Raw genomic sequence first — 25,919 nt, 5'->3', positions numbered from 1 at the left:
CGGGGGGAAGCATAGGCGTATGGGTTTAGGCGCTAGGACGCGATGTAAAATCGCTGCTACAGACTAGCATCTCGTTTCTCGCTACTTTTCCCTCGTAACTTAAGACAATTCCCGGCTAAAGCCAGTCCTACGGGCTTTAGCCTCGAAACTTGTAACTTTCCCCTTGTAACTCGTAACATTATCACTCATCCGTTTTAAACTGTTTGGCGCGCTCTTCTGCGTCAATCAAGGCTTGTGATTTTGGCTGTTTGGATTTGCTTTCAATCACAGGCTTCTCGTCTGAACTGGGATCCCAAGCAGGGTCAAGTGATAAGTTGGCAAATGGGTTATGTGGCTTATCATCTTGTTGCTCTAACTCTTTATCAGCCTCTTTAAGCTCATCGTCGTCATTTAACTCTTTAGAAACATCAACCGTTTCTTCAATTGGCTGTGTCGGCTCTTCTAAACTAAATGAAGCGGGTTCATCTTGCAGCTCTTGCTCAAGTGCTTGTAAAGCTTTAGCTAAATCATCATCGCTAATATCGTCTTGATCAGCTGTTGTATTTGGTGCAGTGACTGTTTGATCTTGTTCAGTGAAATGATCAGTAAAAGATAAATCATCATCCATTAATGAAGATAAGTCATACTCAGGTACCTCATCTTTTGCAGGTTCATCATCAGCGATAGGCTCTTTAGTTGAGTATTCATCAAAACCAAACGATGAAGATGCAGTAAAGCTAGGCTCTTCTATTTCTGGTTTCTCAAGTTCGTCAATTTCAGGTTTTTCAAGCTCTTCTACCTTAGCTAAAACTGGCTCATCGTCAGCGATAGGCTCTTTAGTTGAGTATTCATCAAAACCAAACGATGAAGATGCAGTAAAGCTAGGCTCTTCAATTACTGGCTTTTCAAGTTCGTCAATTTCAGGTTTTTCAAGCTCTTCTATCTCAGCTAAAACTGGCTCATCGTCAGCGATAGGCTCTTTAGTTGAGTATTCATCAAAACCAAACGATGAAGATGCAGTAAAGCTAGGCTCTTCAATTGCAGGCTGATCAAGCTCACTAATTTGAGGCTTTTCAGGCTTTTCTATCTCAGCTAAAACTGGCTCATCGTCAGCGATAGGCTCTTTAGTTGAGTATTCATCAAACCCAAACGATGAAGATGCAGTAAAGCTAGGCTCTTCTATTTCTGGTTTCTCAAGTTCAGTTATTTCAGGAGCCTCTAGTTCTGGCTCTTCAAATGGCTGGGTCTCAGTGATTCGTGGTTCGTCTTCTGCGATAGGCTCTTTAGTTGAGTATTCATCAAAACCGAAAGAAGATGTAGTAAAGCTTTGCTCTCCTAAGGCCGGTTCATCTTGTTGAACGTCATCAGATTGACTATCTACTTCTTCGTTAACGGTGAACGATGAAGAAAGGTTTGCGAGTTTAAGCTCTTGCTCTAGCTCGCGTTGTTCATCTAAAAAGTCATCTTCAGAATCATGCGTGTTTTTCTCGTCGTAGCCAAGTTCAAGATCTTTAAATTGATGGGCATTAGCAAAATCATCTGCAGGAGCGGGTTCTTCTGATGTTTTAGATTCTTGCTCGTCTGTATCATGCTGAGCACTAAAGTGCATAAGTTCAGATAGTTCATCACTGCTTTGTGTTTCGATTGCCGAAAAAGCATTGTCAGGTACTATATTGCTGTCCGCATGCGGATGATCTTGTTCTTCACTAAGCACGGCGGCAGTTGCATTTTTTAACTCTTCAGCTTCTTTTTCAGCGGCAGCTTGCGCTTCTGCTGCGGCTTTTAATGCTTTAGCTTGCATCAAGCTTTGTTCAAGCTCTGAGTCTTCGTCTGCTTTTTTGCTTTGACGAATACGCACAATCACTAAACCTGCAACAAGTAGCACCAACAACACAATTAGGCTTGGCATAAATAATGAGCTTGAAGAGCTATCATTGTTTTCTGGAATTGGAGCTGGAGTTGGTGCCGGAATAGGTATTAGCGCCGAATCTACTTTTGTTTCAGGTTCAACTGGTTTTTCAGCAGGTGCTGTTTCAGCTTCAGCACTTTGGGGTTTAACTGCAACAGCTTGCTCTTGAATTGCAGGGTTGGTAGTTGATTCTACTACAGGTTCTTCAGGAGCATCAGAAATCGTAATTCGATCAACTTTTGCTGGCATTTCTGTTTGCTCTGCAGGTGTTGAACTTTGCTCTATTTGCTGTTGCTGTGATACAGGCTCTTGAACTTGGGGTTCTGCAGCTAATTGCTCTGGCTGAGTTTGCTGTTCGTTGATTTCAGAAGGTTGCTCAACAGCTGGTGTAGTCTCTTCTTCAGGCGTAGCTAGAATTGCACCAGAATGTACATTAGGGTTGGCTGCTGTCGCTGAATTAACAGGAACGATTTCTTTAGTTTGTTGTTCTAGTTTTTCAAAGCCAGCTGCGTTATTTACAGGGGTGGGATTTTTACAGTTTTTTTCATAGTTTCTGGCAGCAGATCGGTAGTTCTTATTGCTGGTATTAAAGCGATACTCGTGCATTTGCTGTTTTAACAAAATACACATAGCTTCGTTGTACTGCGCTTTACTCGTAAAGCTTAAGCTTAGGAGTAATAAGCAAAAAGTTGTTCTAATAATTGGCATAAGTTCAGACCAGTAAGGTTTAATTGATGAGCCGACAGTTAATTAATTCTAAGCTGAGACGGGTAATTTATCCACATTAGGTTAACAAATTACGACTATTCGTATTAGCTAATCAATTACCATGAGCGCACGGTATTCGTCGTAAGCAAATTGGTCGGTCATACCGCTGATATAATCTTGAATTAGGCGGCAGCGATAATAAAATTCGTAGGCGGCAAAATGATCTGGTTCGGCTTTTAGGGCATCAATGGCTTTTTGGTAACTATTTAAATGTTTATTAGACAGCTTTTTAACTAGGCGTGTTTCAATTAAATAGTTTTGATCGCCTCTTAAAACACGCTTAAAAGCTTCTGCATCAAGGGTAAGTAAAGGTTTATAGCAATCGAGTAAACCGCTAATAATACGGTAACCTTGCAGCTCTAAGCGCTCTACTTCTTTGTGGCAAAATACATGCTTTAAAGCTACCTGTTTTAAAGTGAGCGTAACGGCGTGCAAGTGACTGCGGTCTTCTAATAAAGCCTGATTAAAATCACCGTGATAAATGGCTTCTATATTATTAATAAACCGGTCTGCCGCGTAACTTACCAATGGGTGTAGCAAAGTAACTCGCAGATAGATAAAAAACTCACTGTTAAAATTGTAGGGCTGCTCTTGAGCTTTACTTAATGCATAATCAATCGCTTTTTCGGCAAAGTCACTGTGCTTAGTATCGTTAATGGTTAGGTTAGTGAGTGTGCGGGTGTATTGATCTTTTAGCTTTTCACATAGCGACTCAACACTAATAATGCCCTTTTCTACGGCATCTTCAATATCGGCTAAACAATACGAAATATCGTCGGCAGCTTCCATAATATAGCTAGCAGGATGACGGCAGTATTGCTCAATTTCGAGCTCAGTTTGCAGTGCATCTATAAAAGGTTTTTCGCTAAAGTAATAACCCACTTTTTTCATCAGGTAATTTTTATCTTGCGGACTGTCTTTTTTCGTCATGCTGGCCGGGCGGGTGTATTTTAAAATTCCGGCACTTTGGCTGTAGGTTAAGTTTAGTGATAGTAATGAATGAATTATGCGAATACCTTGGGCATTACCTTCAAAGCTTTTGATGTCTTGTGCTAGGTGTTTAAAGATCACACTAATGCCAATACCTTTACAGCGCTCTGGTGTTAGTGCGTCTAAGTGTTTTTCAAACCATTGGTTGATGGCTGCCTCGCCAAAGTGACCAAATGGCGGGTTGCCGATATCGTGCATTAGGCACGCCATTTCTACTAGGCTTTCAAGCGGTCGTTCAAGCCCCGCTAGGCCATACTCTTTTTGTTTTGCATCACTAAGCTTATTAAAAATTGTTTGTACTATAAAACGGCCTACTTGTTGTACTTCAAGCGAGTGAGTTAGTCTTGAGCGCACTGCGGCGTTGCGTTCGAGTGGAAAAACTTGGGTTTTTTGTTGCAAGCGGCGAATTGCAGCGCTGTTAATAATGCGGCCCCGATCACTTTCAAGCGCAGTGTGTAAATTATTGGTAGAACGCATTTCGCGTGCTGGAGTTATTTTCTTACCAAAATCGATCATTTCTCATTCCCACAAAGCGGTAAAATCGGGCTTTTGCGTGTTGTTAGCAAAATTTTGCCAGTTATTAAATTAAATCTAACAGCTTGTATCTTAAATTAAAATATCCATTTTTATTAAAGTTATTACTTTAAATAAGGACCTTTATTCATATATTATTCAGTTCTACGCACTTCTTTATTATCTTTAATTAGAAAGGAAAGCCTTTTGGCTGTATAAAAATGATGTCGGAAGTGACAGATTTAAAGTAAATGGTTCACGTTTAAAACGTAGTGTGAAAAAGCTAGAAAGCATGATCACAAAATTTTCAAAACAGTTTGATAAAGTCACTGAGCAAATCAACAAATTGAATTAAAAAGGGTTTCGCATGCGTATTTGGCAATTAGTTTTAGCAAGTTTATTAGCGTTCAGCTCGATAGTAAAAGCGGAGCAAGAACAATCGGTCGTACTTATTTCGATAGATGGGTTTCGTTGGGATTACATTGAAAAACACCATGCAAAACATTTAAAAGCAATCAGTGAGCAGGGTGTTAGAGCAACTAAAATGCGCCCTGTTTATCCGACCAAAACTTTCCCTAATCATTTGTCGATTATCACCGGTTTATTACCTGTTAATCATGGCATTGTTGAAAACCGCTTTTGTGATACTGAGCGCAACGATTGCTACAAAATGGGTAAAGGGAAAGACGATAGTACATGGTTTAGTGGCATTCCGCTTTGGAACCTCGCACAAATGCAAGGCTTAAAAGCAGCAACCTACTTTTGGCCTGAGTCAGATGCGCGCTTTAACGGCATGCTGCCTGATTACTTTTATCATTATTCTAAACACAGTGATTACCAAAAGCGTGTTGATCAAATTATTCAGTGGTTAAGCTTGCCAAAAGCACAGCGCCCACGTTTGGTGATCAGTTATTTTTCGCTGGTAGATAGCATGGGACACGAGTTTGGTCCTGATGCTAAAGAAACCTATGATGCGGTGCAAAAGTTAGATAGTTTAATGGCGGATTTATCTAGCCGCTTAAAAGCGCTTGATGAAAACATTAATCTAGTGATTGTGTCTGATCATGGTATGGCGTCTGTTGATCCAAACCTTAGTATTAAAATTGATAGCCTACCTCAAGACGAAAACTTTATAGTGCAAAACACCGGTCCACGTGTTTTATATTATGCAAAACCAGATAGTAAAGCCGACATCAGTGGGTTTAGTAAAAAGCTCGCAAAAGCGGCTGAGGGTCGTTACATCGTGCTAACTGAACAGCAAAAGCGTGGTTATCACTATAATAAAGGCCCGCGAGTTGGCGATATTATTTTGCAAACCGATGCACCTCGTGTGTTCACTGATAGTAAAATGGCAGGCTATTTGGGCACTCATGGCTATGCCTATAGCGAAGATATGGCTGCAACTTTTATTGCCAACGGACCTGCCTTTAAACAAGGCCTACGTGTAGATGAAGTAAGTAATTTAGATGTATATCCGCTTATCGCCAAAATCCTTGGTCTTGAGATTTTAAGCCCAATCGATAGTGACGGCGCAAGTTTATTCCCAGTGGTAGTTGAAAAGCTGTGAGGGGAAAGGAAGCTGTAAGCTTTAAGTCATAAGTTTTAATTTAGTTTGTGGCTGACCTTGCCAAGGTTAAATACGATATCGTAGGCGTGAAATTTATTTCGCGCGAAACAAGTTTCACGCCTACGAGTGAAAACGTTTGGCGCTGGGCGCTAGGATTTAGGCTCTTTGACGCGATATAAAATCGCTACTACAGACTAATATCTCATATCTCGCATCTCGAAACTCGTAACCTATAACTTTGTCACCCAGCCATATTCACCATGGCTTTGAAATTTATAACTTTGGTTATTGGCATCAAATTGGCCTTGTAGGGTATTTTCTGTGAGGGTCATCACCGCTTGATAGTCAGCTTTAGCATGAGCATTGACCTTCCCAAACACACTTCTATCGCCATTACTGGCTTCTATAATGTTACTGATCTCTACGGTGTAACTAAGATATTCGTCTATTACTAAAATAAAGTTATCGCCGGGTTGTAAGGTTTTAAGGGTATCTAAATCAAACTCGCTGAATGCGGTGTTTGCTAACTGTTCGGGTAAACGGCCTTGTTTATATAGGTAATCGTGTGCGCGGTCAGATAACTGGTTAAGGGGCGCAGTTAAGTTCACAATTGGCTGCGGGGCTATTTGATCTGCTTCAGCTTTGTAAGAGGCAATAAACTGCTGAGTGCTGGGTTTTGTTTTAAAACCATCACTTTGAATATGCCATTCATTCAGTGCAAAGGCTGTAAGCGGCAAAATAAAGATTAATGCAAGCGTCCTGTTCACATGTTTCTCTTACGGGTTTTTATGTTAACTTACTGTTAGTTTTTACCTTAAGTTAACAAGTTGGTCAATAGATAATCAGTAAGTAGTTGCTTTTATTATCGTGTCGATAAAATTAATTTGTTTTACTCGATTGCTAATGCTGAGCATAATCCGCGTTTTTTTGTCACTGAAACTCCAAGATTAGAGGTACCGACCATGCGCGGCTGGATCATTTATAAAGATAGCCAAGGTTTGTTAAAGCAAGAAACCTATGAAGTAGAACGTTTACTTGCGGCAGCAAAAGAAGAGGGTATAGAGTTACAGGTTTATTCGCCTGATCAATTTGATCTCACTATCACTCGTGAAGATGGTAAAAGTATTTTAATTGATGGCCAGTCAGTACAACTACCAGATTTTGTTATTCCTCGCATGGGTGCAAGTACAACGTATTTTGCGCTGGCGATTATTCGCCACCTTGAGCGCTTGGGTGTTTACTGTGTAAATAGCTCGCAATCAATTGAAACAGTTAAAGACAAACTGTTCGCGCAGCAAATTCTAGCTGAGTGTAATTTACCAACACCAAATACTATGCTGGTTAAGTTTCCAGTGAATATTGATTTAGTTGAAAAGCAAATTGGCTTTCCTGTGGTTATTAAAACCTTATCAGGCTCGCAGGGCAGTGGCGTATTTTTATCAAAATCAAAAGAAGAGTTTGATGACTTAATGCAGCTTATTGAGGCTGCAAATCCACAAGCAAACATTATTCTACAGCAGTTTGTTAAGTCCAGCCATGGCCGTGATTTGCGAGTACTTACTATCGGTGGTAGAGCGGTAGCTTGTATGGAGCGTAACTCACAAGGTAAAAACTTTAAAGCCAATGTGAGTGCCGGTGGTACAGGTAAGTCATTCCCTATTACACCAGAAATTGAATGGCTTGCAACACAAACTGCCAACGTACTTAATCTTGATGTAGCGGGCATTGATTTATTGTTTGATGAGCAACACTTCAAAATTTGTGAGGCAAACTCAAGCCCAGGTTTTGAAGGCTTAGAAGGTGCACTGGGTATTGATGTAGCCAAAGAAATTTTGCACTTTATTCGCATTCGCTTAGGTATTTTCGATAAGCCTACCGTGGTCAAAGAGCCTTGTTTAGAGGTGGTTTAATTTTGTAGAAGGCGTGTTACTAACACGCCTTTTTTGTCTCATCTGTATAGTAATCAAATCTTAAAATACTACAAAAGTGTACAGTGCCATTTAGCAAATCATAGGATATGGTAGATTTTTAATTGCCATGGAGTATGTGTACATGAGTCAGCTCATCAGCCGAGCAACTGCGGGGTTAGTGGCCGTTATTATTGGCTTTACCAGCTCAATAGCGCTTATTTATCAGGTTGTTATGGTTTTAGGTGGCACGCCTGATTTAGTTGCTAGTTGGGTGCTAATGCTCGGTCTTGCTATGGGATTGAGCTCAATTGCTTTGTCTTATTATTATAAAGTGCCCATTCTTATCGCTTGGTCAACAACTGGTGCGGCACTACTTATTTCAAGTGCCCAAGGGTATAGCTTAAATCAAGCTGTTGGCGCGTTTATGTTCTCTGCGGCGCTGGTGTTTTTGTCTGGCATTACTGGCATATTCGAAAAAATGATGAACAAGATACCAAGCCAACTAGCTTGTGCCATGCTTGCTGGCGTACTGGTGAATTTTGGTATTGATGTATTTAATTTTATGAACGAGCTACCTTTAGTGATTGGTTTAATGGTGGCCGTATATTTGTGCGGGAAACGCTATTTCCCGCGTTTTGCTATGCTTGCCGTGGTTGTGGCTGGCTTTTTAATGGCAGGTCTAACGGGGCAAATCGATACAACTAGTTGGCAATGGAGAATGAGTGAGTTTGCTTATATTGCTCCTGAGTTTGATCTTAACGCTATGATAAGCGTTGGTTTGCCGCTATTCATTGTGACCATGACATCGCAAAACTTACCAGGTATTGCCGTGTTAAAAGCACACCATTATAAAGCACCCGTGTCGGCCGCTTTAAATGTTACCGGGCTATTAAATGTGATTATTGCGCCATTTGGTGGCTATGCCATTAACCTTGCGGCCATCACCGCTGCCATTTGTATGAGCCCTGAGGCTGATAAAGACCCAAGCAAACGTTATTGGGCAAGCATTGCTGGTGGTGTGTTTTACATTATTATGGCGCTCCTTGCAGCTACGCTAGTTGGTTTGGTAGCAAGCTTGCCACAGGCATTGATTTTGGCGTTGGCAGGCATTGCCCTATTTGCAACCATTGCCAGTAGCTTACAGCAAGCATTAACTGAGGCGTATTATACCGAAGCCGCTATCGTGACCTTTTTAGTCACAGCTTCAAACCTAACCTTATTCTCGGTCGGTTCTGCATTTTGGGGAATTGTTGCAGGTACGGTGACCTTAGTTATGACACGTAAAGATTGATGTCAGGTTTCTATATTAAAAAGGCCCTAGTTACTGTATATAATAGCTAGGGCCTTTCGTTATTTAAGTAATGGTTTTATCACTTCAAACATGGCATTGATATGGTCATCACGGGTATTCAATGCAGGTATATAACGGTATTTATCACCGCCTGCATGTTCAAAAATTTCGCGATTTTCACCTTCTATTTCTTCTAATGTCTCTAGACAATCGGCACTAAATGCAGGGCTGATGATTGCAATATCTTTAATGCCTTCAGCAGGGTAGCTTTCAAGTGTTGCGTCAGTGTAAGGCTTTAACCATTCTGCTTTACCAAAACGGCTTTGGAATGTAGTTACAGCAAAGTCTTTCTCAAACCCAAGTTTTTCGGCAACTAAACGAGTAGTTTGCATACAAAAGCAATAGTATGGGTCGCCATTTTCTAAAAACTGTTTAGGTGTACCGTGGTACGAAAACACTAGCTTTTGTGGTGTGCCGTGGGCATTTAAATCTTCGCTAATGCTAGCAGCTAAAGCATCAATGTATATAGGGTTATCGTGATAACCATTAATAAAGTGAAGCTCTGGCACCCAGCGCCACTTACGCAGTACATCTGATACCGCATCAAACGTTGAACCAATGGTAGTGCTTGAATATTGCGGGTACATTGGCAGCACAATAACGCGTGTGATGCCTTTTTCGCGAAGCTCTTCAAGGCCAGCTTCAATTGATGGGTTACCGTAGCGCATCGCCATAACTACATCGGTGTCTTGGTGTCCTTTTTCCTTTAAAAGGGCTGCCAGCTTTTTGCTTTGCTCTCGGGTAATGTGAGTCAATGGTGAGCCGTTTTCAGTCCAGATACTTTTATAAAGTGCCGCTGAGCGTTTTGGGCGTAAAGTAAGTACAAAGCAATAAAGGATGATCATCCAAATAAAACGTGGGATCTCAACGATGCGAGGATCTGATAAGAATTCGCGCAAGTAAGTTCTAAGTGCCGCGGTAGTAGGTGCATCTGGGCTACCTAAGTTGGTCAATAAAATGCCCGTTTTTTTGTTGAATCGGCCATCATGTGGCTTATCGGTTATGGCGGAAAATCGCGACACTGAGTGCTCCTTTAGAAGTAATCGTAATATAAATCACATTGTAACGAAGTAAGCTGAATATGTGATCACTTTATTCGCTAATTTTTGATCATGATTCTGAAAGGATTTGGTTTTTTCGTTTCAAGTTGTTGTAGCTTAGCAATTGATTTGGCACCGAACACATGCCCTTTTGGTAAAAGCAAGATACCATCATAGCTTCTAAGTGCATGGCCGAGTACCATGCCGTTTTTAAGATCCTGTGCCGTGAGAATCTTCATAGTGCCCACTTTTTGATCACTAGCACAGCTGATTTTAAGGCTCCCTAACACTTCTAAAATCTTTGGGTGGTAGTGAGTACCGCTATATAATTGTAGCTGATCGAGTGCGCTTTCATAACGGCTGTTGTCATTTACTGTGATATGAGCAATTGCTTGCCAAAAATCACGCGCTACAGCTAATATCATTGCCGTAATTGGAATTTCTTTACCTTTTAAGCCCTTAGGTGTGCCGGAGCCATTGTAGTGTTCAAATTGGTAATAAATTGCTTCAGATACATCATGTAAATGGGGAGCGGGCATTAGCATTAGCTGAGCGGTACTAGGGTGTGTGTAAAATAACTTTTTTTGGTTCTCTGTAAGCTCTCTGGTTGGCTTTTTATAAAGCTCAGGCTCCATGGCGAGCAAGCCAATTTGTGCTAGGTAGCCTGCCATTTCTGCCATTTCAATATGTTTTTTATCTAAACCAAGATGTTCAGCAATTTGTTTGCTGGTAGTGGCAATGTTTTGTGCTTGCATACCATCAAGGTATGGGTTGGCATTAATAAAGTTATATAAAATCTCAAAGGTACTGCGATGCTCGTGTTTTTCACGTTCGTTTACTTCTTCTAGTTGTTTGAGCACTTTTCGAATTTGTAGAGTGCGCTTTTCGACCATTTGCTCAAGGTTGTTGTTTAGCTCTTTTAACTGGCTATTTTGCGCTTTTATTTTTTGCTCTAACTGCTTGTTTTGGCGCTTTAATGAGGTTTTTTCTATGCCATCACTGATGTTGCGCAGCAGTAACTCATTTTGCCAAGGTTTTTGAATGTAAGCATGGATCCTACCTTTATTAACAGCGGCAATGGTGTTGTCGATATCTGAGTAACCAGTTAACAAAATCCGTTGAGGCTCAGGGTCTATATTGAGTGCTTGCGCAAAGAAGTCAGCGCCATCTATGTTTGGCATTCGCATGTCGCAGATAATCACATCAAAACTATAGGTAGCTAAAATTTTTAGTCCCTCAAGTGGATCTGCACAGGCTTTTGCAGTGATGTTATTCGCTGATAACAATCGCAAAAGAGTCCGCAAGACGATTTCGTCATCATCGATGCATAAAACCTGAATATGTTGTTTGCTAACTTTTTCAGCCATAGCGCTTTACTGTGAATCATCGTTAATCAATAACATAGCCTTAAATCCAGCCTTGTGCTAGGTTTTAAAAGAGACAAATAAAGTTTGAGATGAAAATGGATGACTTTAAGCAAGCCTACTTATTAGAAAAAGCGGCCAGAGAAGAAGCTGAGCAATTGCTTGCAGATAAAAGCAGGATTTTAGTGGCATTAAACAGTGAGCTTGAGCAAAAAATTGCTGATTTGAAACACCATCAAGCCATGTTTATTCAAGCTGAAAAAATGGCTACTTTAGGAACACTCTGCGCAGGGGTTGCGCACGAAATAAATAACCCGCTTGCCTATAGCATCAGTAATGTTGATTGTTTAAAAAACTATTGCGATTACTTTAGTGATTTGCTCGCTGTGTGCGATGAGTTTGCTTGTAGTGAAACCGATAAAGTAACATTCTGTAAGCAATTAACTGAGCTAAATAAATTGCATTCATTTCGCTTTGTAGCCGAAGAGCTACCTGACTTAATTAGCGATACCTCACAAGGATTGCAAAGGATCAGTAAAATTGTTGCTAATTTATTAGATTTTTCGCGGCCCAAAGGTCACGACAAGCAATTTGCTGATATGACAGATGCAGTAAAAAGTGCCGTAAAACTATTAGCAAACCAACTGCGTGATTGTAATTTACATACCCAGTACAGCCCTATATCACAAAGTTGGTGTAACTTACCTGCAATAAGCCAAGTGATAGTCAATATCCTAATTAATGCAAAACAAGCCTGTGATAATCAAAAATCAAATGCTGAAATATCTGTTGCAGTATATGAGCTCGAACAGCATATTTATATAGATATTGAAGACAATGGCGCCGGCATGTCAGAAGAAACCATTGCGAAAATATACGATCCCTTTTACACCACAAAACCTGTTGGAGAAGGCACCGGCATGGGGATGACCATGGTGTATGCCATAGTGCATGAACATCAAGGCTGTATTGATATTCAAAGTACAGAAGGAATGGGCACACGAATTAGCTGCGTGTTTCCTGTGCAAAGTCAGGTCAGGAAAACTGTAACTAGCTGACAGTATTTCAGTTGTTGCAAAAATTTGTGAATTCGCTAGGGTAGGAATACACCCATAGCAAACCAACATGCAAAGGCTCAATATGCTAAATCAACAAAGTTCGGATGTGTTTAAAAACTACCTCGCGAGTCAAAGCGAGACTAATCAAGTTAGTTTGGACCAAGTGCTTGGTTATATGTCTGGTCTACTGGCCTGCTCAGAGTTTTTTGGGGAATCAGAATTAGCAAATTATATTGCTGACAATGATGAAGCGGTATTCAACACCTTAATGACAGATTCAGAGCCTCGCGATGCGATGATTGAATTGCTTGATAACATCACCGAAGCACAAGTTGAACAAAAGAAAATCTTAGCCGAATTATACCCAAATGAAGTAAACAGCAATGAGCCAAGCCAAGCATTGCAGGACTTTTGTAGCGGCTATATTGCGGCGTATATTGTGAACCAAGATATTTGGCACAGCGACTTACAATTTTTACTTAAAGCTGATGATCAGCAAGATAATGAAAGCGAAGATGGTCAGCTGTTTATTGATAATTTTGAAGCAACTCTCGATTTACTAACGACCTTCGCGATGTGGGATCAGGCGCTGGCAAATCACCCTGAACCAGAAAAACTAGGCGAAGGGTTTGTCACCTTCTTTAATGCGCTAGACGAGAGCTTATCTGAGATTGCCACTATGGCGTTAATGCTTGAAGATGAAAAACTGGCGATGCTTGAGCAAGATCAGTAAACATTTCCCTTCTCAGTAGAGATAAGCTGATAGTTGCATTATTTTGCTTATTTCTACTGAAAAACGAATAATTTCTGTTTGTAAAGTCCTATTAATACTACAAATGGGAATGTTTATACCTAAGTCGTACCTTATTTTTCTTCCCTTTTGTGTATTTGTTGATAGGATGTTTTGTAAGAGTTAACTCGCAGGCTTGAGTTAACTTTCAAAAATCGTGATTTCTAAAATCAACAACACGTGCTTAGTGCTTTTCTTAATTTCTCCAAAAGGGGCGTTTTTTTGTTTTAAGGAAAGCCGGAATATCAACAGGATACACATGACAACACATTCTTTAAGTATGCTGGCCGTTGCGGTTAGTGTGGCTGTTTCTGCGACTTCAGTGCAGGCAGCAGAGCAAGCATCTGCTGCTAAAGCAGATAAAAACATCGAACAAATCTCAGTATTAGGCTCACGAGTTGCCAATCGTACGGCTACCGAATCAACATCGCCGGTTGATTTGATTGATGCTGACGACTTAAACAAAGGTGGTTTCACTGAACTGGGCCAAAGTCTGCAAGCGACGGCTCCTTCATTTAACTTTTCTCGTACGCAAGTGTCAGATGGCTCTGACTTATTTAGACCTGCGACTCTTCGTGGTTTACAGCCAGACCAAACGTTAGTGCTTATCAATGGCAAACGCCGTCATAACCAATCTATTTTTGGTTTAAATGGTACTGTAGGTGCCGGTGCTGCGGGTACCGATATGAATGCGATTCCTCTTACTGCGTTAAAAGGCGTTGAAGTACTTCGTGATGGTGCTGCTGCGCAATATGGTTCTGATGCGATTGCCGGTGTTATCAACTTATCGTTAAACGATTCAACCGGTGTTACAACGGGCTATGTGCAAGCTGGTAGCACTGGTGAAGGCGATGGTGACACTATTTCAATGGGTTTAAACCGTGGCTTCGACTTAGGCGATGAAGGCGGTTTCATTAACTTTTCTTTGGAATACCGTGATGCGGATGGCACCAACCGCGCAGAGCGTGATATTGGTGGCTCAGTTGATGTGCCCGCTGGGACGCTATCTGATGATGTTCGCTGGGGACAAGGTAATGCTGATAGCGAATTTACCTCTGTGTTTTATAATATGGCGTTACCTTTTGGTGAGACCGAACTTTACTCATTTGGCGGATACTCAAACCGTACTGCGCTAGGTAATGGTTTTTACCGTAATTTTGACCAAGCAGCGAAGAACGTTGTGCAAGTATATGGCGATGGCTTTTTACCTCGCATAGATAACGAAGCCGAAGATATTTCGTTTTCACTTGGACTGCGCGGTGAGTTAACTCCAGATTGGAGCTATGACGTATCTGCCGTATATGGTGAAAATAGCTATGATTTCACATCTAAAAACACGCTAAATGCGTCGTATGCTGCTGAATATGTGGCGAATAACCCTGATGCAAGCGATGCTGATATTGTTGCAAATGCAGGCCCTAACGGCGGGTACTCAGGGGGTTTTAGATTTGACCAAACGACTATAAATGCAGACCTCAATGGTATTGTCGATATTGGCCTCAGCGAGCCTTTATATGTATCTGTGGGGGCTGAATATCGTAAAGAAAACTATGAGATCGTGCCGGGCGAAGAAGCCTCTTATGCGTGTGGTTTAGCTAATTCAGATACTTCATACCCTGCGGTAAACGACAGTAGCGTATTCGCTGAGTGTGGTTTCCAGGCATATAACGGTTTACGCCCTGAAGCATCAAACAAAGAGAGCCGCCACAGTTATGCATTTTATGTAAATGCCGAAACGCTGATCACTGACGCATGGCAAGTAAGCACAGCGCTTCGTTATGAAGATTTCTCTGATGCCGGTGATGACATCATTGGTAAGCTCGCAACCCGTTATGAAATTACCGATGACTTTGCCGTTCGTGGTGCCATTTCTTCTGGCTTTAGAGCACCATCTCTACAACAAAGTGCGTATACAGCTTACACCACAAATTTAGGTGCTGGTGGCGTATTACTGCAATCATTTACGGCAACAGCAGGCTCTGATTTCCCCTCAGCACTGGGTGTTGATAACCTCGGTCTTGAAAGCTCAGAAAACTTAAGTGCAGGTTTTGTTTATAACGTAACAAGCGATTTATCACTGACCGTTGATTTTTATCATGTTGCAATTAAAGACAGAATTACTCTTGGCAGCTTAATGTCTGCGGATGATGTGGCATTTAGTGCCGAAGCTGTCGCTGCACTTAATGCAACAGGGGCACAGCAAGCTAACTATTTCTCAAACTCGGTTGATTCAACCACCAAAGGTGTTGATATCATCGCTTCGTATCGCACTGATTTGTACGATGGTAATTTCTCAGCAACGTTTGCAGGTAACATTAACGAGACTGAAATTGATGATGTGAATGCACCGGAAGGGATTCCTGAGTCAATTGCCCTTGATGATTTACAACGTAGTTTCTTAACAGACGGTCAACCAGGTGAGCGTGCAACGTTAACATTTGAATACGATCGCGGCGATTTCAACAGCATGCTACGCTTTAATTATTATGGTGAAACAGACGTTAAATACTTTGGTAATGACCACATTGGTTTGCCTGATGAGTTATCACCTACAGGTGAGTTTAAAGACACAAGCACTGTTGAGTCAGCAGTATTAGTTGATGTTAACCTTGGTTATCAGTTAACTGACGAACTGATGCTATCGGCGGGTATTGATAATATCTTTGATGTAACTCCAGACGAACTTGGCGAAGACGAAGCTCTTGATTTTATTACTAACCAAGCATTCAAATACCCTGTTCGTGCATTACCTTATGGTTTTGATGGTATGACTTACTACGCAAAACTGAGTTTTAGTTTTTAATTCCTAAGTTGAAGTGAAACTTAAATAGCGCCTCAAGGCGCTATTTTTTTGCTTAATTGTAGTATCCGACATTTGTCGCTATAATAAGTGACAGTTGTCTTTTTGGCGAGGTGGAAAATGAATGCTGTTGAAATTGATTATTTAGGTGTGGTGACTGATGGGCGAGTGACTATCAATTCAAATACTCTTGATGAAATAAGTGTTGCAACACAAGGCGTGACAGTCAGTGCGATTAAATCACTCGCTAAAGAGCTAAATTGGGACGCTAATAGCTTAGCAGCCTCAATCGGTACCACTATGCGTACACTCGAAAGATATAGTAAAGACCGAAAGCGGTTGAATGCCAAGTTGAGTGAAAATGCGTTAGAAGTGGCACGTATTTCGTCACAAGGGATTGCTTATTTTGGTGATGTTAAACGCTGGAACGAATGGCTTAGCACCCCTAATATTCAATTTGCTAATCAAGAGCCAAAGTCGGTGATCCATACAATCCGCGGTCGTGAGCTTATTAAACGCGTGATACTAGGGCTTGAGTACGGGTTTACCGCTTAATGATTTGCTACCGAATAGCACCCAAAATACATAATGATCTAGCTAACGCGTTATCTGGGCTGGGTGGTTTGTATGCACAAGGACGGTGGCATTTTGTTGGTAAACCTATTGTGTATACGGCAAGTTCACGCTCTTTAGCAATGCTTGAGCGATTAGTGAATGACACAACGGATATTTTAAGTACAAACCTGAGTATTACAACGATTCAAATCCCTGATGATCTCAAGATTATTAGGCTAGTAGCTAGCGAACTTCCAAAAGCATGGGATGATCACCCCTACATTACAGAGACGCAAGCGTTAGGTTCTGATTGGCTAGCATCGATGGATGCAGCCGTACTTCAAGTTCCTTCTAGCATATGTCCTGACGAATACAATTTTTTAATCAACCCATTGCACACAGACATAAGCAAAATAAAATGCATTGATAGTAAAGAATTTTTCTATCCAAATCGATTGGCTGTAAAGCTTTGAAATAGTTATTGAGAGGAAAGTTTGCGTGTTTCGAGGTGCGATACGAGACATGAGACAAGAGATGCGAGGTACGAGTCTGTAGCAGCGATTTTATATCGCGTTTCTCTCGCACTTTTTTGGGTTTCCACCTGCATTTAAACACTCCAAAATCTGTCTAGTAGAATGCTTCCAAATAACAAAATCCAACCTGCAACTATAATTGTGTAGTAGACAGTCGAGTTTATTATTGGCTCTAAAGTGAAGTGTGGTGAAAATAATTTTTTTAGCGGTTTAAAGAATAGCTTTGGGTTTAAGCTACCCGCTAAAATTATAAGTGAAATTGCTAGACAACTAATGAATTCGAACCAGTTTAGACTTTGTAATATAAGCGAATTAACACCGACAGTTAAATTAATAATTGCTGCCAATCCGAACAAAATAGATAGCAGCTTTTCCTTTTTATTAAGCGTTTCCATACTGTAATACTCCTTATTACATTATTTAATACCTTATATTTCGGTAAGTTACGAGAAACGAGTTTGTAGCAGCGATTTTATATCGCGTTTCCTCTCGCATCTCACACCTCATATCTCAAGTCAGCAGGTCTTCCTCACCAATGTCGCGGAATAAAACCGCTGCTACGTAGGCGTTATGCTTGCATGGCGCGCGAAACAAGTTTCACGCCTACGTCCAATCGTTTTACATTTGTGTGGTGTTTGAGAGTTCATGGCTGAAGCCATTCCTACAAACGACATTAAATTTGTAGTAGCGATTTCATATCGCGTTTATTCTCGCATCTCACACCTCATATCTCAAGTCAGCAGGTCTTCCTCACCAATGTCGCGGCATAAAGCTACTGCTACGTAGGCGTTATGCTTGCATGGCGCTACGTCCAATCGTTTTACATTTGTGCGGTGTTTGAGAGTTCATGGCTGAAGCCATTCCTACAAACGACATTAAATTTGTAGTAGCGATTTTATATCGCGTTTCCTCTCGCATCTCACACCTCATATCTCAAGTCAGCAGGTCTTCCTCACCAATGTCGCGGAATAAAACCGCTGCTACGTATGCGTTATGCTTGCATGGCGCGCGAAACAAGTTCCACGCCTACGTCCAATCGTTTTACATTTGTGTGGTGTTTGAGAGTTCATGGCTGAAGCCATTCCTACAAACGACATCAAATTTGTAGTAGCGATTTCATATCGCGTTTATTCTCGAACCTCACACCTAGCTCCTAGTACCTTGTCCCTAGCCCCTCTAACCTCGAAACTAGTTACTTGTAACTCGCTCGCAAATCTCGCGCATTTGATGTTTTATTTCGGGTTCTTTTTCATCGAATATTTTATTGATACGTTCGATATAGGCATGGTTTTCTTCGAATGGTACGCCGATTTCGTAGGCATCGGCGGCTTCGCGTAGCATTTCTTTATCAAACTCACTGAAGATATTGATCATTTCTTGGGCTTTTTCTCGCTCAATACCCAGTGCCTCAAAGGAAGAGCGACCCATGCGCATAGTGCTGTCATATGTTTCGCGGATAATATCGCGACAGCCGTAAGCCCATAAATCGTATACATGATGGCGATCTACAGCGCGGGCAACCACATGTAAATGCTGATAATTTTGCATCGCATAGCGGACTAATTTAGTGATTTGTTCGGCATCATCAAGCGCAACAACCAGCAGTTTTGCATCTTCAATACCTGCAGCACTGAGTAGGTCAGGTCGAGTTGCATCACCAAAAAAGTTGCGAATACCAACACGCTCCAGCGCTTCAAGTTGTTTGTAGTTGTAATCAATCACGGTGGTTTTATAGCCGCCAGCTTGTAAAATACGGTCAACAAGGCCACCCATTCTGCCTGAGCCTGCAATGATCACATGGCTATCATCAGGGAACTCTTCTTCATCTCGTTTGGCTTGTTCACAAATAAAGCGCGGTGCTATCACACGTTGATACAGAATGAATAAGCCCGGCGAAAGCAGCATGGATAAAGTAACAACCAGTAATAGTTGGTCGGCAACGGCTGTGGCTAAAACATTATTAGACACACTGTAAGCCAGTAGTACAAAACCAAACTCACCAGCTTGTGCGAGCCCCAGTGCTAGTAACCAAAGTGCAGCGCCTCTTAGCCCAAAAATACGGCCTAAAATTAACAGCACAACTGTTTTAGTTACAATCAGTGCGCCAGTTAATAGCATTATGGTAGTAAGGTTATCTGCGAGTAATTGAAAGTTGATACTTGCGCCAACGGTGATAAAAAATAGCCCAAGCAGTAACCCTTTGAAGGGATCGATATTACTTTCGAGCTCATGTTTATAAGGTGAATTTGCAAGCACTACACCTGCCAAAAAGGTACCAAGCGCAGGTGATAAGCCAACTAATGACATCATCAAAGCGATACCAATAACAAAGAATAAAGCCGTTGCGGTAAATAGTTCACGAAGCCGTGCTTGTGCTACAAATCTAAAAATGGGGGCGGTTAAATAGTTACCACCAAAAACGACGAGCGCTATCATACCTAAAGTAACCAGTGCAGCTTGCCAGCTCTCAAGACCTGCTACCAAGCTTAAACCAGCATGACCGTCTTCGCTTGCATAGGCTGTATCTGCCATTACGGGTGCTAATTCTGGTAAAGCTAGCAATGGAATTAACGCCAACATAGGAATAACAGCTATATCTTGGGTGAGTAATACGCTAAATGAGGCTTGGCCACCATCTGATTTTAATAGCCCGCGCTCTGAAAGCGTTTGCAGTACAATTGCGGTAGATGAGAGCGATAAAATTAAACCTATTGTGAGTGCCGATTGCCAAGCATGACCAAATGCTAAACTAATACCAGTAAAGGCTGCGGCTGATAAAACCACCTGTCCGCCACCAAGACCAATAAGCTGTTTTCGCATTGACCAAAGCGCTTTGGGCTCAAGCTCTAAGCCAACAATAAACAGCATCATTACCACACCAAACTCAGCAAAATGCTGGATGGCAATCACATCAACATTTAAAAATGTCAGTGTTGGCCCAATAATAATACCCGTGAGTAAGTAGCCAAGCACTGAGCCAAGCCCAAACTTGCTGGCGATAGGCACGGCAATAATGCCTGCAATAAGGAAAATATAGGCTATTAGGAGAAAGTCAGTCATCGTAATCCTGTTTGTTTTTAATTAACTATGATTGTTTTCGCTAGTTTTGCCAGCAGTTAGGTAGTGAATGCAATCAAAATACGAATTTAGTCAGAAAAATGACAACAAGGCATGGTGTTTAGTAAAAGCGCTTAAGACAAAATAAGTGGGGAAATCATCGTTTTTTTCTTAAAAACCGCTTGCGTAGCGCTTAGGTAGGTATATACTCGCAACACTTTAAATAGGAGCAAAAAATGAGCAAAAAGAAACAACGTACACAAGGCCAAGTTGATACCGGTCGTGGTGTAATTAACGATAATGTGTACGCCGCAATGGTGACATCTAAGCTGTTCACCGCAAAAGTAGAGAAACCTAAAAAAGGTAAAGGTGCATATCAACGTAAGGCAAAACATGCAGGACGAGAGTCCTATTTAATCGCTGCTTAATTAAGTTGTGATCAAATAGGATTTTTGTGAAAAGCAAACACTGAGTGTTTGCTTTTTTTACGACTAAAATTTGTGTTAAGAATAACTTTCACTGAATTTTTATAGAAATTTTTACCTGAAAACTAATTTATTCGTTATATACCCATAATCGATACGATAATTATTTTCGCCTACCCTCACACAAGCGTTGCTTGTTTTTTATACAAGCTAGAAGTGCCGCGCTTTCCATGGTTAAATTATTGTTAATTTTATGTTCATTTTTACTCGGTAGAATCATTCTCGTTTTTGCTTTTTGATGAAAATAATTAATTCTTTTTTAGTGGTTTTAAATAAATCATACACCAAAAAGTGCGTTTATTTTACCTGTTATAGGTAGAACTGGGCTTGACGAACTACCACTTTGTGTTACTTTAAAGTTGGATTTGTAAAATAAATGTTATAAAACTTTGGGCGGAGGGAGCGAATGAGCTCGCATAAATTAATAAAAAATGCTTTTAAACTGAGTGCACTGTCACTGGGTTTATATGGCTTTACAGCACAGGCTGCGATTGATTGCAGCAGTTTAGAAATTTGGCAACAAGGGCAAACTCATGTTGGTGGTGATCAGGTTCAGGCACAAGGTAGCGCTTATGAAGCCAAGTGGTGGACGCAAACTAATCCTGTGGAGACTTCTGGTGTCGATCAAGAGTGGCGTTTATTGGGTGTTTGTGACAGCGTTGTCAATGAGAATCAAGCGCCTCAAATTAGCAGCTTAACACCAGCAGAGGGTTCTTTATTTACCATTAGTGACAGCGTTGTCATAAGTGCGGTTGCCGCTGATCCTGATGGTAGCGTGGCAAGTGTAGAGTTTTTTGTTGATGGAACATCGCTGGGTGTTGTGACAAGCACACCTTACTCAGCGAGCTGGCAAGCAACCCAAGGCAGTCATGTGATTAGTGCGGTCGCAACGGATGATTTAGGCCTAACCTCTGCAGCCGTTGCACATTCAGTGAGTGTGTCTGATGACGTTGAGCCAGTTAACCAATCGCCGGTGGCGAGCATTGAATTTAGCTCACTGCCATCGCAAGTAACGGTGGGTGACAGTGTGGTGTTTGCGCTTTCTGGCACTGATAACGATGGCCAAGTAACTGCGTTATCGTTAACTGAAAACAGCACCGAAGTTCATCAAGCAAGTGCTGCTTCTTCAAGTTATACCTGGCAGGCACCTGCAGTTGGGCAATTTTCATTTACCTTAACGGTGACCGATAACGAAGGCGCGACGGGGACACAAAGCAAAGTTGTTAATGTTGTTGAAGCAACAGAACCAGGTACAGATTGTAAACCGCAAGGCTTATATCAAACCCCAGGTGTGAATACCCCATACTGTAGCGTATATGATGCAAATGGCCGTGAGAAAATGGGCGCAGATCACCCACGCCGTGTTATTGGTTACTTTACTAGTTGGCGAAATGGTGCCAATGGTCAGCCAAGTTACTTAGTTAATGATATTCCATGGGACAAGATCACCCATATTAACTATGCCTTTGCGCATGTTGATGGCAATAACAAAGTATCGATAGGTGATCCAAATGCAGCTGGCAACCCAGCGACAAACATGACTTGGCCGGGCGTTACCGGCGCTGAAATGGATCCAAGCTTTAGTTACACAGGTCACTTTAACTTACTCAATAAATTTAAAAAACAACACCCAGATGTCAAAACCTTAATCTCTGTAGGTGGCTGGGCTGAAACCGGTGGTTATTTTGGTGCAGACGGTACTCGCGTAAATAGCGGTGGTTTCTACACGATGACAACCAATGCCGATGGCTCAGTGAACCAAGCGGGGATTGATGCCTTTGCGAAAAGTGCTGTTGAGTTTATTGAAACCTACGGTTTTGATGGTGTCGATATTGATTACGAATACCCATCGTCAATGAATGACTCAGGCCACCCTGATGATTTTCCTATCTCTAATGCACGTCGCGCAGGTCTTAATGCCTCTTATCGTGTATTGATGCAAAAACTACGTGAAGAACTTGATATTGCAGGTGAAAAGGCTGGTAAGCATTACTTGTTAACGATTGCTTCGCCATCTTCAGGATACTTATTACGTGGTATGGAAACATTCCAAAGCGTGAAGTATCTTGATTACGTTAACATCATGTCTTATGACTTACATGGTGCATGGAATTCACATGTAGGCCACAACGCAGCCTTGTTCGATACTGGTCTTGATTCTGAATTAGCGCAATGGGGCGTTTATACCACTGCGGAGTTTGAAGGAATTGGTTATTTAAATACTGATTGGGCTGTGCGTTACTTCCGCGGTGCGGTCTCTGCTGGTCGCATCAATATTGGTATTCCATATTACACTCGTGGCTTTAAAGATGTATCTGGTGGTACTAATGGTTTATGGGGTCAAGCAGCGCTGCCAGATCAATCAAAATGTGCTAAAGGGACCGGCGTTGGTGAGAAAAACCAATGTGGTAATGGCGCACTCGGCATTGATAACCTATGGCACGATAAGAACGATGTTGGTGAAGAAATGCCAGCAGGTTCAAACCCGCTATGGCATGCGAAAAACCTCGAAAATGGCATTAACCCTTCTTACCTTGAAATCTATGGCCTCACGCCAGAAACCGATGCAGACGATGTATTAACAGGAACTTATACACGTTTCTACGATGATGTAGCTGTTGCTCCATGGCTTTGGAATGCAGAGAAAAAGGTATTCTTATCAATTGAAGATGAGCAATCAATGGCAACCAAAGTTGATTATGTTATCAACAATGGCCTAGGTGGCATCATGTTCTGGGAGCTTGCCGGTGACTATGATTATGACTCAGCGAAAGGTGAGTACTTCATGGGCTCAAGCTTAACCACACTTGCTTACGATAAATTTAACCAAAGTGGTGTGGCTTACAACACTCATCAAGGCAATGTCGATTTCACCATTCCTAGCGAAGCTGTTGACGTAAGCTTTGCAGTGAAAGACTTCCCAATTGGTGATGATAACTACCCAATTTCACCTACATTCGCATTCACCAATAACTCAGATATCGACTTAAGCGGCGCGAAAATCAGCTTTGATGTGCCCGTTTCTACCTCTGCGATTTTCAAATCAAATTGGAATGCACAAGAAAAGCTCGGTATGGCTGTTGAAGCGAATGGCTCTAATGCGGCTGGCGATAATATCGGCGGCTTTGAAAATGAGTTCCATCGTTTTTCAATCACTTTAGTGAATGAGTGGGGCGGTATCGAAAAGTCATTTAACACAGGTGAAACCGTTGAAGCACAAGTTATGTACTACATGCCAATTACAGGGCCAACTAACTTCACTATTGAGAAAAATGGCAAAACCTACGCCTTCAAATACGAATACCCAATGCTACCGGATGGCACTGCCGGCAGTGGTGATACTGGCGGTGACACCGGTGGTGGTACGGGTGGCGAGGGAAGCTGTAATGGTGTTGATGTAGCGAGCATCCCAGTGTATCCAAATTGGCCGCAAACTGATTGGGCTGGTAATCCAAGCCATGCTGTTGGCGGCGACCTAATGTATCACAACAACGTGATTTACGAAGCAAAGTGGTGGACGAGCACAGAGCCAGGCACATCTGCTGACTGGACGGTGAGTTGCACGCTTTAACCAACTAAGCGGAGCAAGGACTTTGCTCCGCATTTCTACAGCGAGAACAACAATGAAAGTAATGAAATCAAAGGCATTGTCTTTATCGGCAGTGGCAACCAGCATGCTGCTTGCCTGTGCATCAAGCCATGTGAATGCCCACGGATTCTTAGAAAGCCCAAAGGCACGCCAAGCATTTTGTAATGCCGATGGCGGGTACTGGTGGCCTGCTGATGGCACGGGTATTCCTAATCTTGCTTGTCGAGCAGCGTTTGTTGAAGCAGGGCATGTGCAGTTTGTGCAAGACATTGAATTTTCGGCTAATACCATTGATTACACAAACCTTGCGGCAGTTAAACAAAGTGTACCTGATGGCCGACTATGTGCAGCAGGCGACCCAGAAAAACGCGGTATGGATTTACCTTCAGCGCATTGGCAACGCAGTGAGGTTATTCCTAATGCAAATGGCGATATTTTAGTGCGCTTTTTAGCGAGTACGCCGCATAACCCGAGTTTTTGGCAGTTTTATTTAACAAAACCGGGCTTTGATAGTGCGACTCAAGTGCTTACTTGGGATGACCTAGAGCTTGTCGAAGAGTACGGTAATCTTGATTTTAGCATTGATGCTAATAACGACCGTTACTATGAAATGAGTGTGTCTATCCCGCAAGGGCGCAGTGGCGATGCTATATTATATACGCGTTGGCAACGAGATGATGCCGGTGGCGAAGGCTTCTACAACTGTAGCGATATTAATATCGTTAGCGATGCGACCCCGACAGAGCCAAGCGATTGGACAGCAATCAGCTACTTTGTTCGTCAAGGACAAGACGCTGAGGTTGGCGGTAGTGTGTCAGCTCGGTTATTTGATGAAAATGGCCAAGAGTTACTTACTCAACAAATGCAGATCACAGCTGATAATCAAGCTAATTGGCAGGCTGAATTTGCGGCGCTGTTAAACCTGAATTACGCGCACTTAGTTAATATTGGCGTGCAAAATAGCGCTGGAGATATTGTCTTTGATGCTACAGATTTACTAACTAATCAGGTCTTTACAACGAATGAAAATTACAGCTTTGCACTAAGCGTACAAGCTGCACCTGACAATACCGCGCCTAATATTCATCAACCAGACGACCTTCAAGTCGAAGAAGGCAGCAGCACAGCGATACACCTTCATGCCTTTGATGATCAGCAAAGCACATTAATTTATAGCTGGGATGTACCTTCACCACTGAGCTTTACGGGTAATGATGCCAATATCACGCTAACAGCCCCTGCTGTGGATGCTGATGCAAGTTACACCGTGAGTGTATCGGTGTCAGATGGCGAGCTCACAAGCCAAGTAAGTTTTACCGTGACTGTGCTTAATAGCGCGGTGGTCGACCCTGACCCTGTTGATCCGAGCGTGCCTGCTTGGAATAGCACAAGCCAATACAACACGGGCGATAAAGTGAGTTTCAACGGCGGCGTTTACAGCGCGAAATGGTGGAATCAAGGCGAACAACCAGACAGTAGTGATGCATGGCAGCTTGAATCTGGCAGTGCATCAATCGAGTGGAACAGCGGCAAAGCCTATCAAGGCGGCGACGAAGTAACCTATCAAGGACAGCGCTATCGAGCGCAGTGGTGGACCCAAGGAGATGTACCGGGTGCCAGCCAAGTATGGACAGAAATCTAAAGTTTTGTAGTTCAAACTT

General features: G+C 42.0%; 18 protein-coding genes. 11 read left to right on the top strand and 7 right to left on the bottom strand.

The window, feature by feature from the left end; all coding sequences use genetic code 11:
- Window positions 1-181: 181 nt before the first annotated feature.
- Both EVU92_RS20265 and dgt read right to left on the bottom strand, forming a co-directional pair.
- Window positions 182-2,596, bottom strand: coding sequence for a hypothetical protein (locus EVU92_RS20265; RefSeq protein ID WP_130052951.1), 2,415 nt, complete (start codon window positions 2,594-2,596; stop codon window positions 182-184).
- Between the two features lie 108 nt (window positions 2,597-2,704).
- The gene (gene dgt / locus EVU92_RS20260) at window positions 2,705-4,162 is read right to left on the bottom strand and encodes a dGTPase (protein WP_130052950.1); all 1,458 of its coding nucleotides are present in this window, start codon (window positions 4,160-4,162) and stop codon (window positions 2,705-2,707) included.
- A 364-nt stretch (window positions 4,163-4,526) separates the two neighbouring features.
- Between dgt and EVU92_RS20255 the strand changes: the two genes are divergently transcribed.
- On the top strand, window positions 4,527-5,726 hold the full coding sequence (locus EVU92_RS20255) for an ectonucleotide pyrophosphatase/phosphodiesterase (protein ID WP_130052949.1): 1,200 nt from the start codon (window positions 4,527-4,529) through the stop codon (window positions 5,724-5,726).
- A 230-nt stretch (window positions 5,727-5,956) separates the two neighbouring features.
- On the opposite strand, the gene EVU92_RS20250 is transcribed toward EVU92_RS20255, so the two are convergent.
- On the bottom strand, window positions 5,957-6,493 hold the full coding sequence (locus EVU92_RS20250; protein WP_130052948.1) for a hypothetical protein: 537 nt from the start codon (window positions 6,491-6,493) through the stop codon (window positions 5,957-5,959).
- A 195-nt stretch (window positions 6,494-6,688) separates the two neighbouring features.
- On the opposite strand from EVU92_RS20250, the gene EVU92_RS20245 reads away from it, so the two are divergent.
- Together EVU92_RS20245 and EVU92_RS20240 are read left to right on the top strand one after the other, a co-directional pair.
- On the top strand, window positions 6,689-7,636 hold the full coding sequence (locus tag EVU92_RS20245; protein ID WP_130052947.1) for a RimK family alpha-L-glutamate ligase: 948 nt from the start codon (window positions 6,689-6,691) through the stop codon (window positions 7,634-7,636).
- A 142-nt stretch (window positions 7,637-7,778) separates the two neighbouring features.
- Window positions 7,779-8,927, top strand: a complete 1,149-nt coding sequence (locus EVU92_RS20240; RefSeq protein WP_130052946.1) for a benzoate/H(+) symporter BenE family transporter — start codon at window positions 7,779-7,781, stop codon at window positions 8,925-8,927.
- 59 nt (window positions 8,928-8,986) lie between these two features.
- Here EVU92_RS20240 and hemH read toward each other — a convergent pair whose 3' ends face one another.
- Window positions 8,987-10,009 (bottom strand): ferrochelatase, encoded by a 1,023-nt coding sequence (gene hemH, locus EVU92_RS20235; RefSeq protein WP_130052945.1) that lies wholly within the window; start codon window positions 10,007-10,009, stop codon window positions 8,987-8,989.
- Window positions 10,010-10,086: 77 nt separating this feature from the next.
- Window positions 10,087-11,394, bottom strand: a complete 1,308-nt coding sequence (locus EVU92_RS20230) for an HD domain-containing phosphohydrolase (RefSeq protein WP_130052944.1) — start codon at window positions 11,392-11,394, stop codon at window positions 10,087-10,089.
- Between the two features lie 95 nt (window positions 11,395-11,489).
- Between EVU92_RS20230 and EVU92_RS20225 the strand changes: the two genes are divergently transcribed.
- The 5 genes from EVU92_RS20225 to EVU92_RS20205 all read left to right on the top strand — a co-directional run bounded on the left by EVU92_RS20225 (window position 11,490) and on the right by EVU92_RS20205 (window position 17,067).
- Window positions 11,490-12,449 carry an ATP-binding protein gene (locus tag EVU92_RS20225; RefSeq protein ID WP_167657361.1) on the top strand — a complete coding sequence of 320 codons (960 nt, stop codon included), beginning with the start codon at window positions 11,490-11,492 and terminating at the stop codon, window positions 12,447-12,449.
- 82 nt (window positions 12,450-12,531) lie between these two features.
- Window positions 12,532-13,182, top strand: a complete 651-nt coding sequence (locus EVU92_RS20220) for a UPF0149 family protein (RefSeq protein ID WP_168990047.1) — start codon at window positions 12,532-12,534, stop codon at window positions 13,180-13,182.
- Between the two features lie 316 nt (window positions 13,183-13,498).
- Window positions 13,499-16,042 (top strand): TonB-dependent receptor, encoded by a 2,544-nt coding sequence (locus EVU92_RS20215; protein WP_130052941.1) that lies wholly within the window; start codon window positions 13,499-13,501, stop codon window positions 16,040-16,042.
- A gap of 117 nt (window positions 16,043-16,159) precedes the next feature.
- Window positions 16,160-16,594, top strand: a complete 435-nt coding sequence (locus EVU92_RS20210; RefSeq protein WP_130052940.1) for an antitoxin Xre/MbcA/ParS toxin-binding domain-containing protein — start codon at window positions 16,160-16,162, stop codon at window positions 16,592-16,594.
- Window positions 16,594-17,067, top strand: a complete 474-nt coding sequence (locus tag EVU92_RS20205; protein ID WP_130052939.1) for an RES family NAD+ phosphorylase — start codon at window positions 16,594-16,596, stop codon at window positions 17,065-17,067. The genes EVU92_RS20210 and EVU92_RS20205 overlap by 1 nt, the downstream gene beginning before the upstream one ends.
- Before the next feature lie 134 nt (window positions 17,068-17,201).
- On the opposite strand, the gene EVU92_RS20200 is transcribed toward EVU92_RS20205, so the two are convergent.
- Together EVU92_RS20200 and EVU92_RS20195 are read right to left on the bottom strand one after the other, a co-directional pair.
- Window positions 17,202-17,522 carry a hypothetical protein gene (locus EVU92_RS20200; RefSeq protein WP_130052938.1) on the bottom strand — a complete coding sequence of 107 codons (321 nt, stop codon included), beginning with the start codon at window positions 17,520-17,522 and terminating at the stop codon, window positions 17,202-17,204.
- A gap of 793 nt (window positions 17,523-18,315) precedes the next feature.
- Window positions 18,316-20,187: a monovalent cation:proton antiporter-2 (CPA2) family protein gene (locus tag EVU92_RS20195; protein WP_130052937.1), complete on the bottom strand. Its 1,872-nt coding sequence runs from the start codon at window positions 20,185-20,187 to the stop codon at window positions 18,316-18,318.
- A gap of 233 nt (window positions 20,188-20,420) precedes the next feature.
- Here EVU92_RS20195 and arfA point away from each other — a divergent pair, with 233 nt between their 5' ends.
- From arfA to EVU92_RS20180, 3 genes are all read left to right on the top strand, one after another.
- Window positions 20,421-20,612, top strand: a complete 192-nt coding sequence (arfA, locus tag EVU92_RS20190; RefSeq protein WP_054563243.1) for an alternative ribosome rescue factor ArfA — start codon at window positions 20,421-20,423, stop codon at window positions 20,610-20,612.
- A 463-nt stretch (window positions 20,613-21,075) separates the two neighbouring features.
- Window positions 21,076-24,240, top strand: coding sequence for a glycosyl hydrolase family 18 protein (locus EVU92_RS20185; RefSeq protein WP_130052936.1), 3,165 nt, complete (start codon window positions 21,076-21,078; stop codon window positions 24,238-24,240).
- Window positions 24,241-24,292: 52 nt separating this feature from the next.
- Window positions 24,293-25,900 carry a lytic polysaccharide monooxygenase gene (locus tag EVU92_RS20180; RefSeq protein ID WP_130052935.1) on the top strand — a complete coding sequence of 536 codons (1,608 nt, stop codon included), beginning with the start codon at window positions 24,293-24,295 and terminating at the stop codon, window positions 25,898-25,900.
- The last annotated feature ends 19 nt before the right edge of the window (window positions 25,901-25,919 follow it).

The organism is Pseudoalteromonas sp. MEBiC 03485 (assembly GCF_004195145.1).
GTDB lineage: Bacteria > Pseudomonadota > Gammaproteobacteria > Enterobacterales > Alteromonadaceae > Pseudoalteromonas > Pseudoalteromonas apostichopi.
The sequence above is the reverse complement of the archived record's forward strand: the minus strand, read 5'-3'. Positions and strand labels throughout refer to the sequence as shown.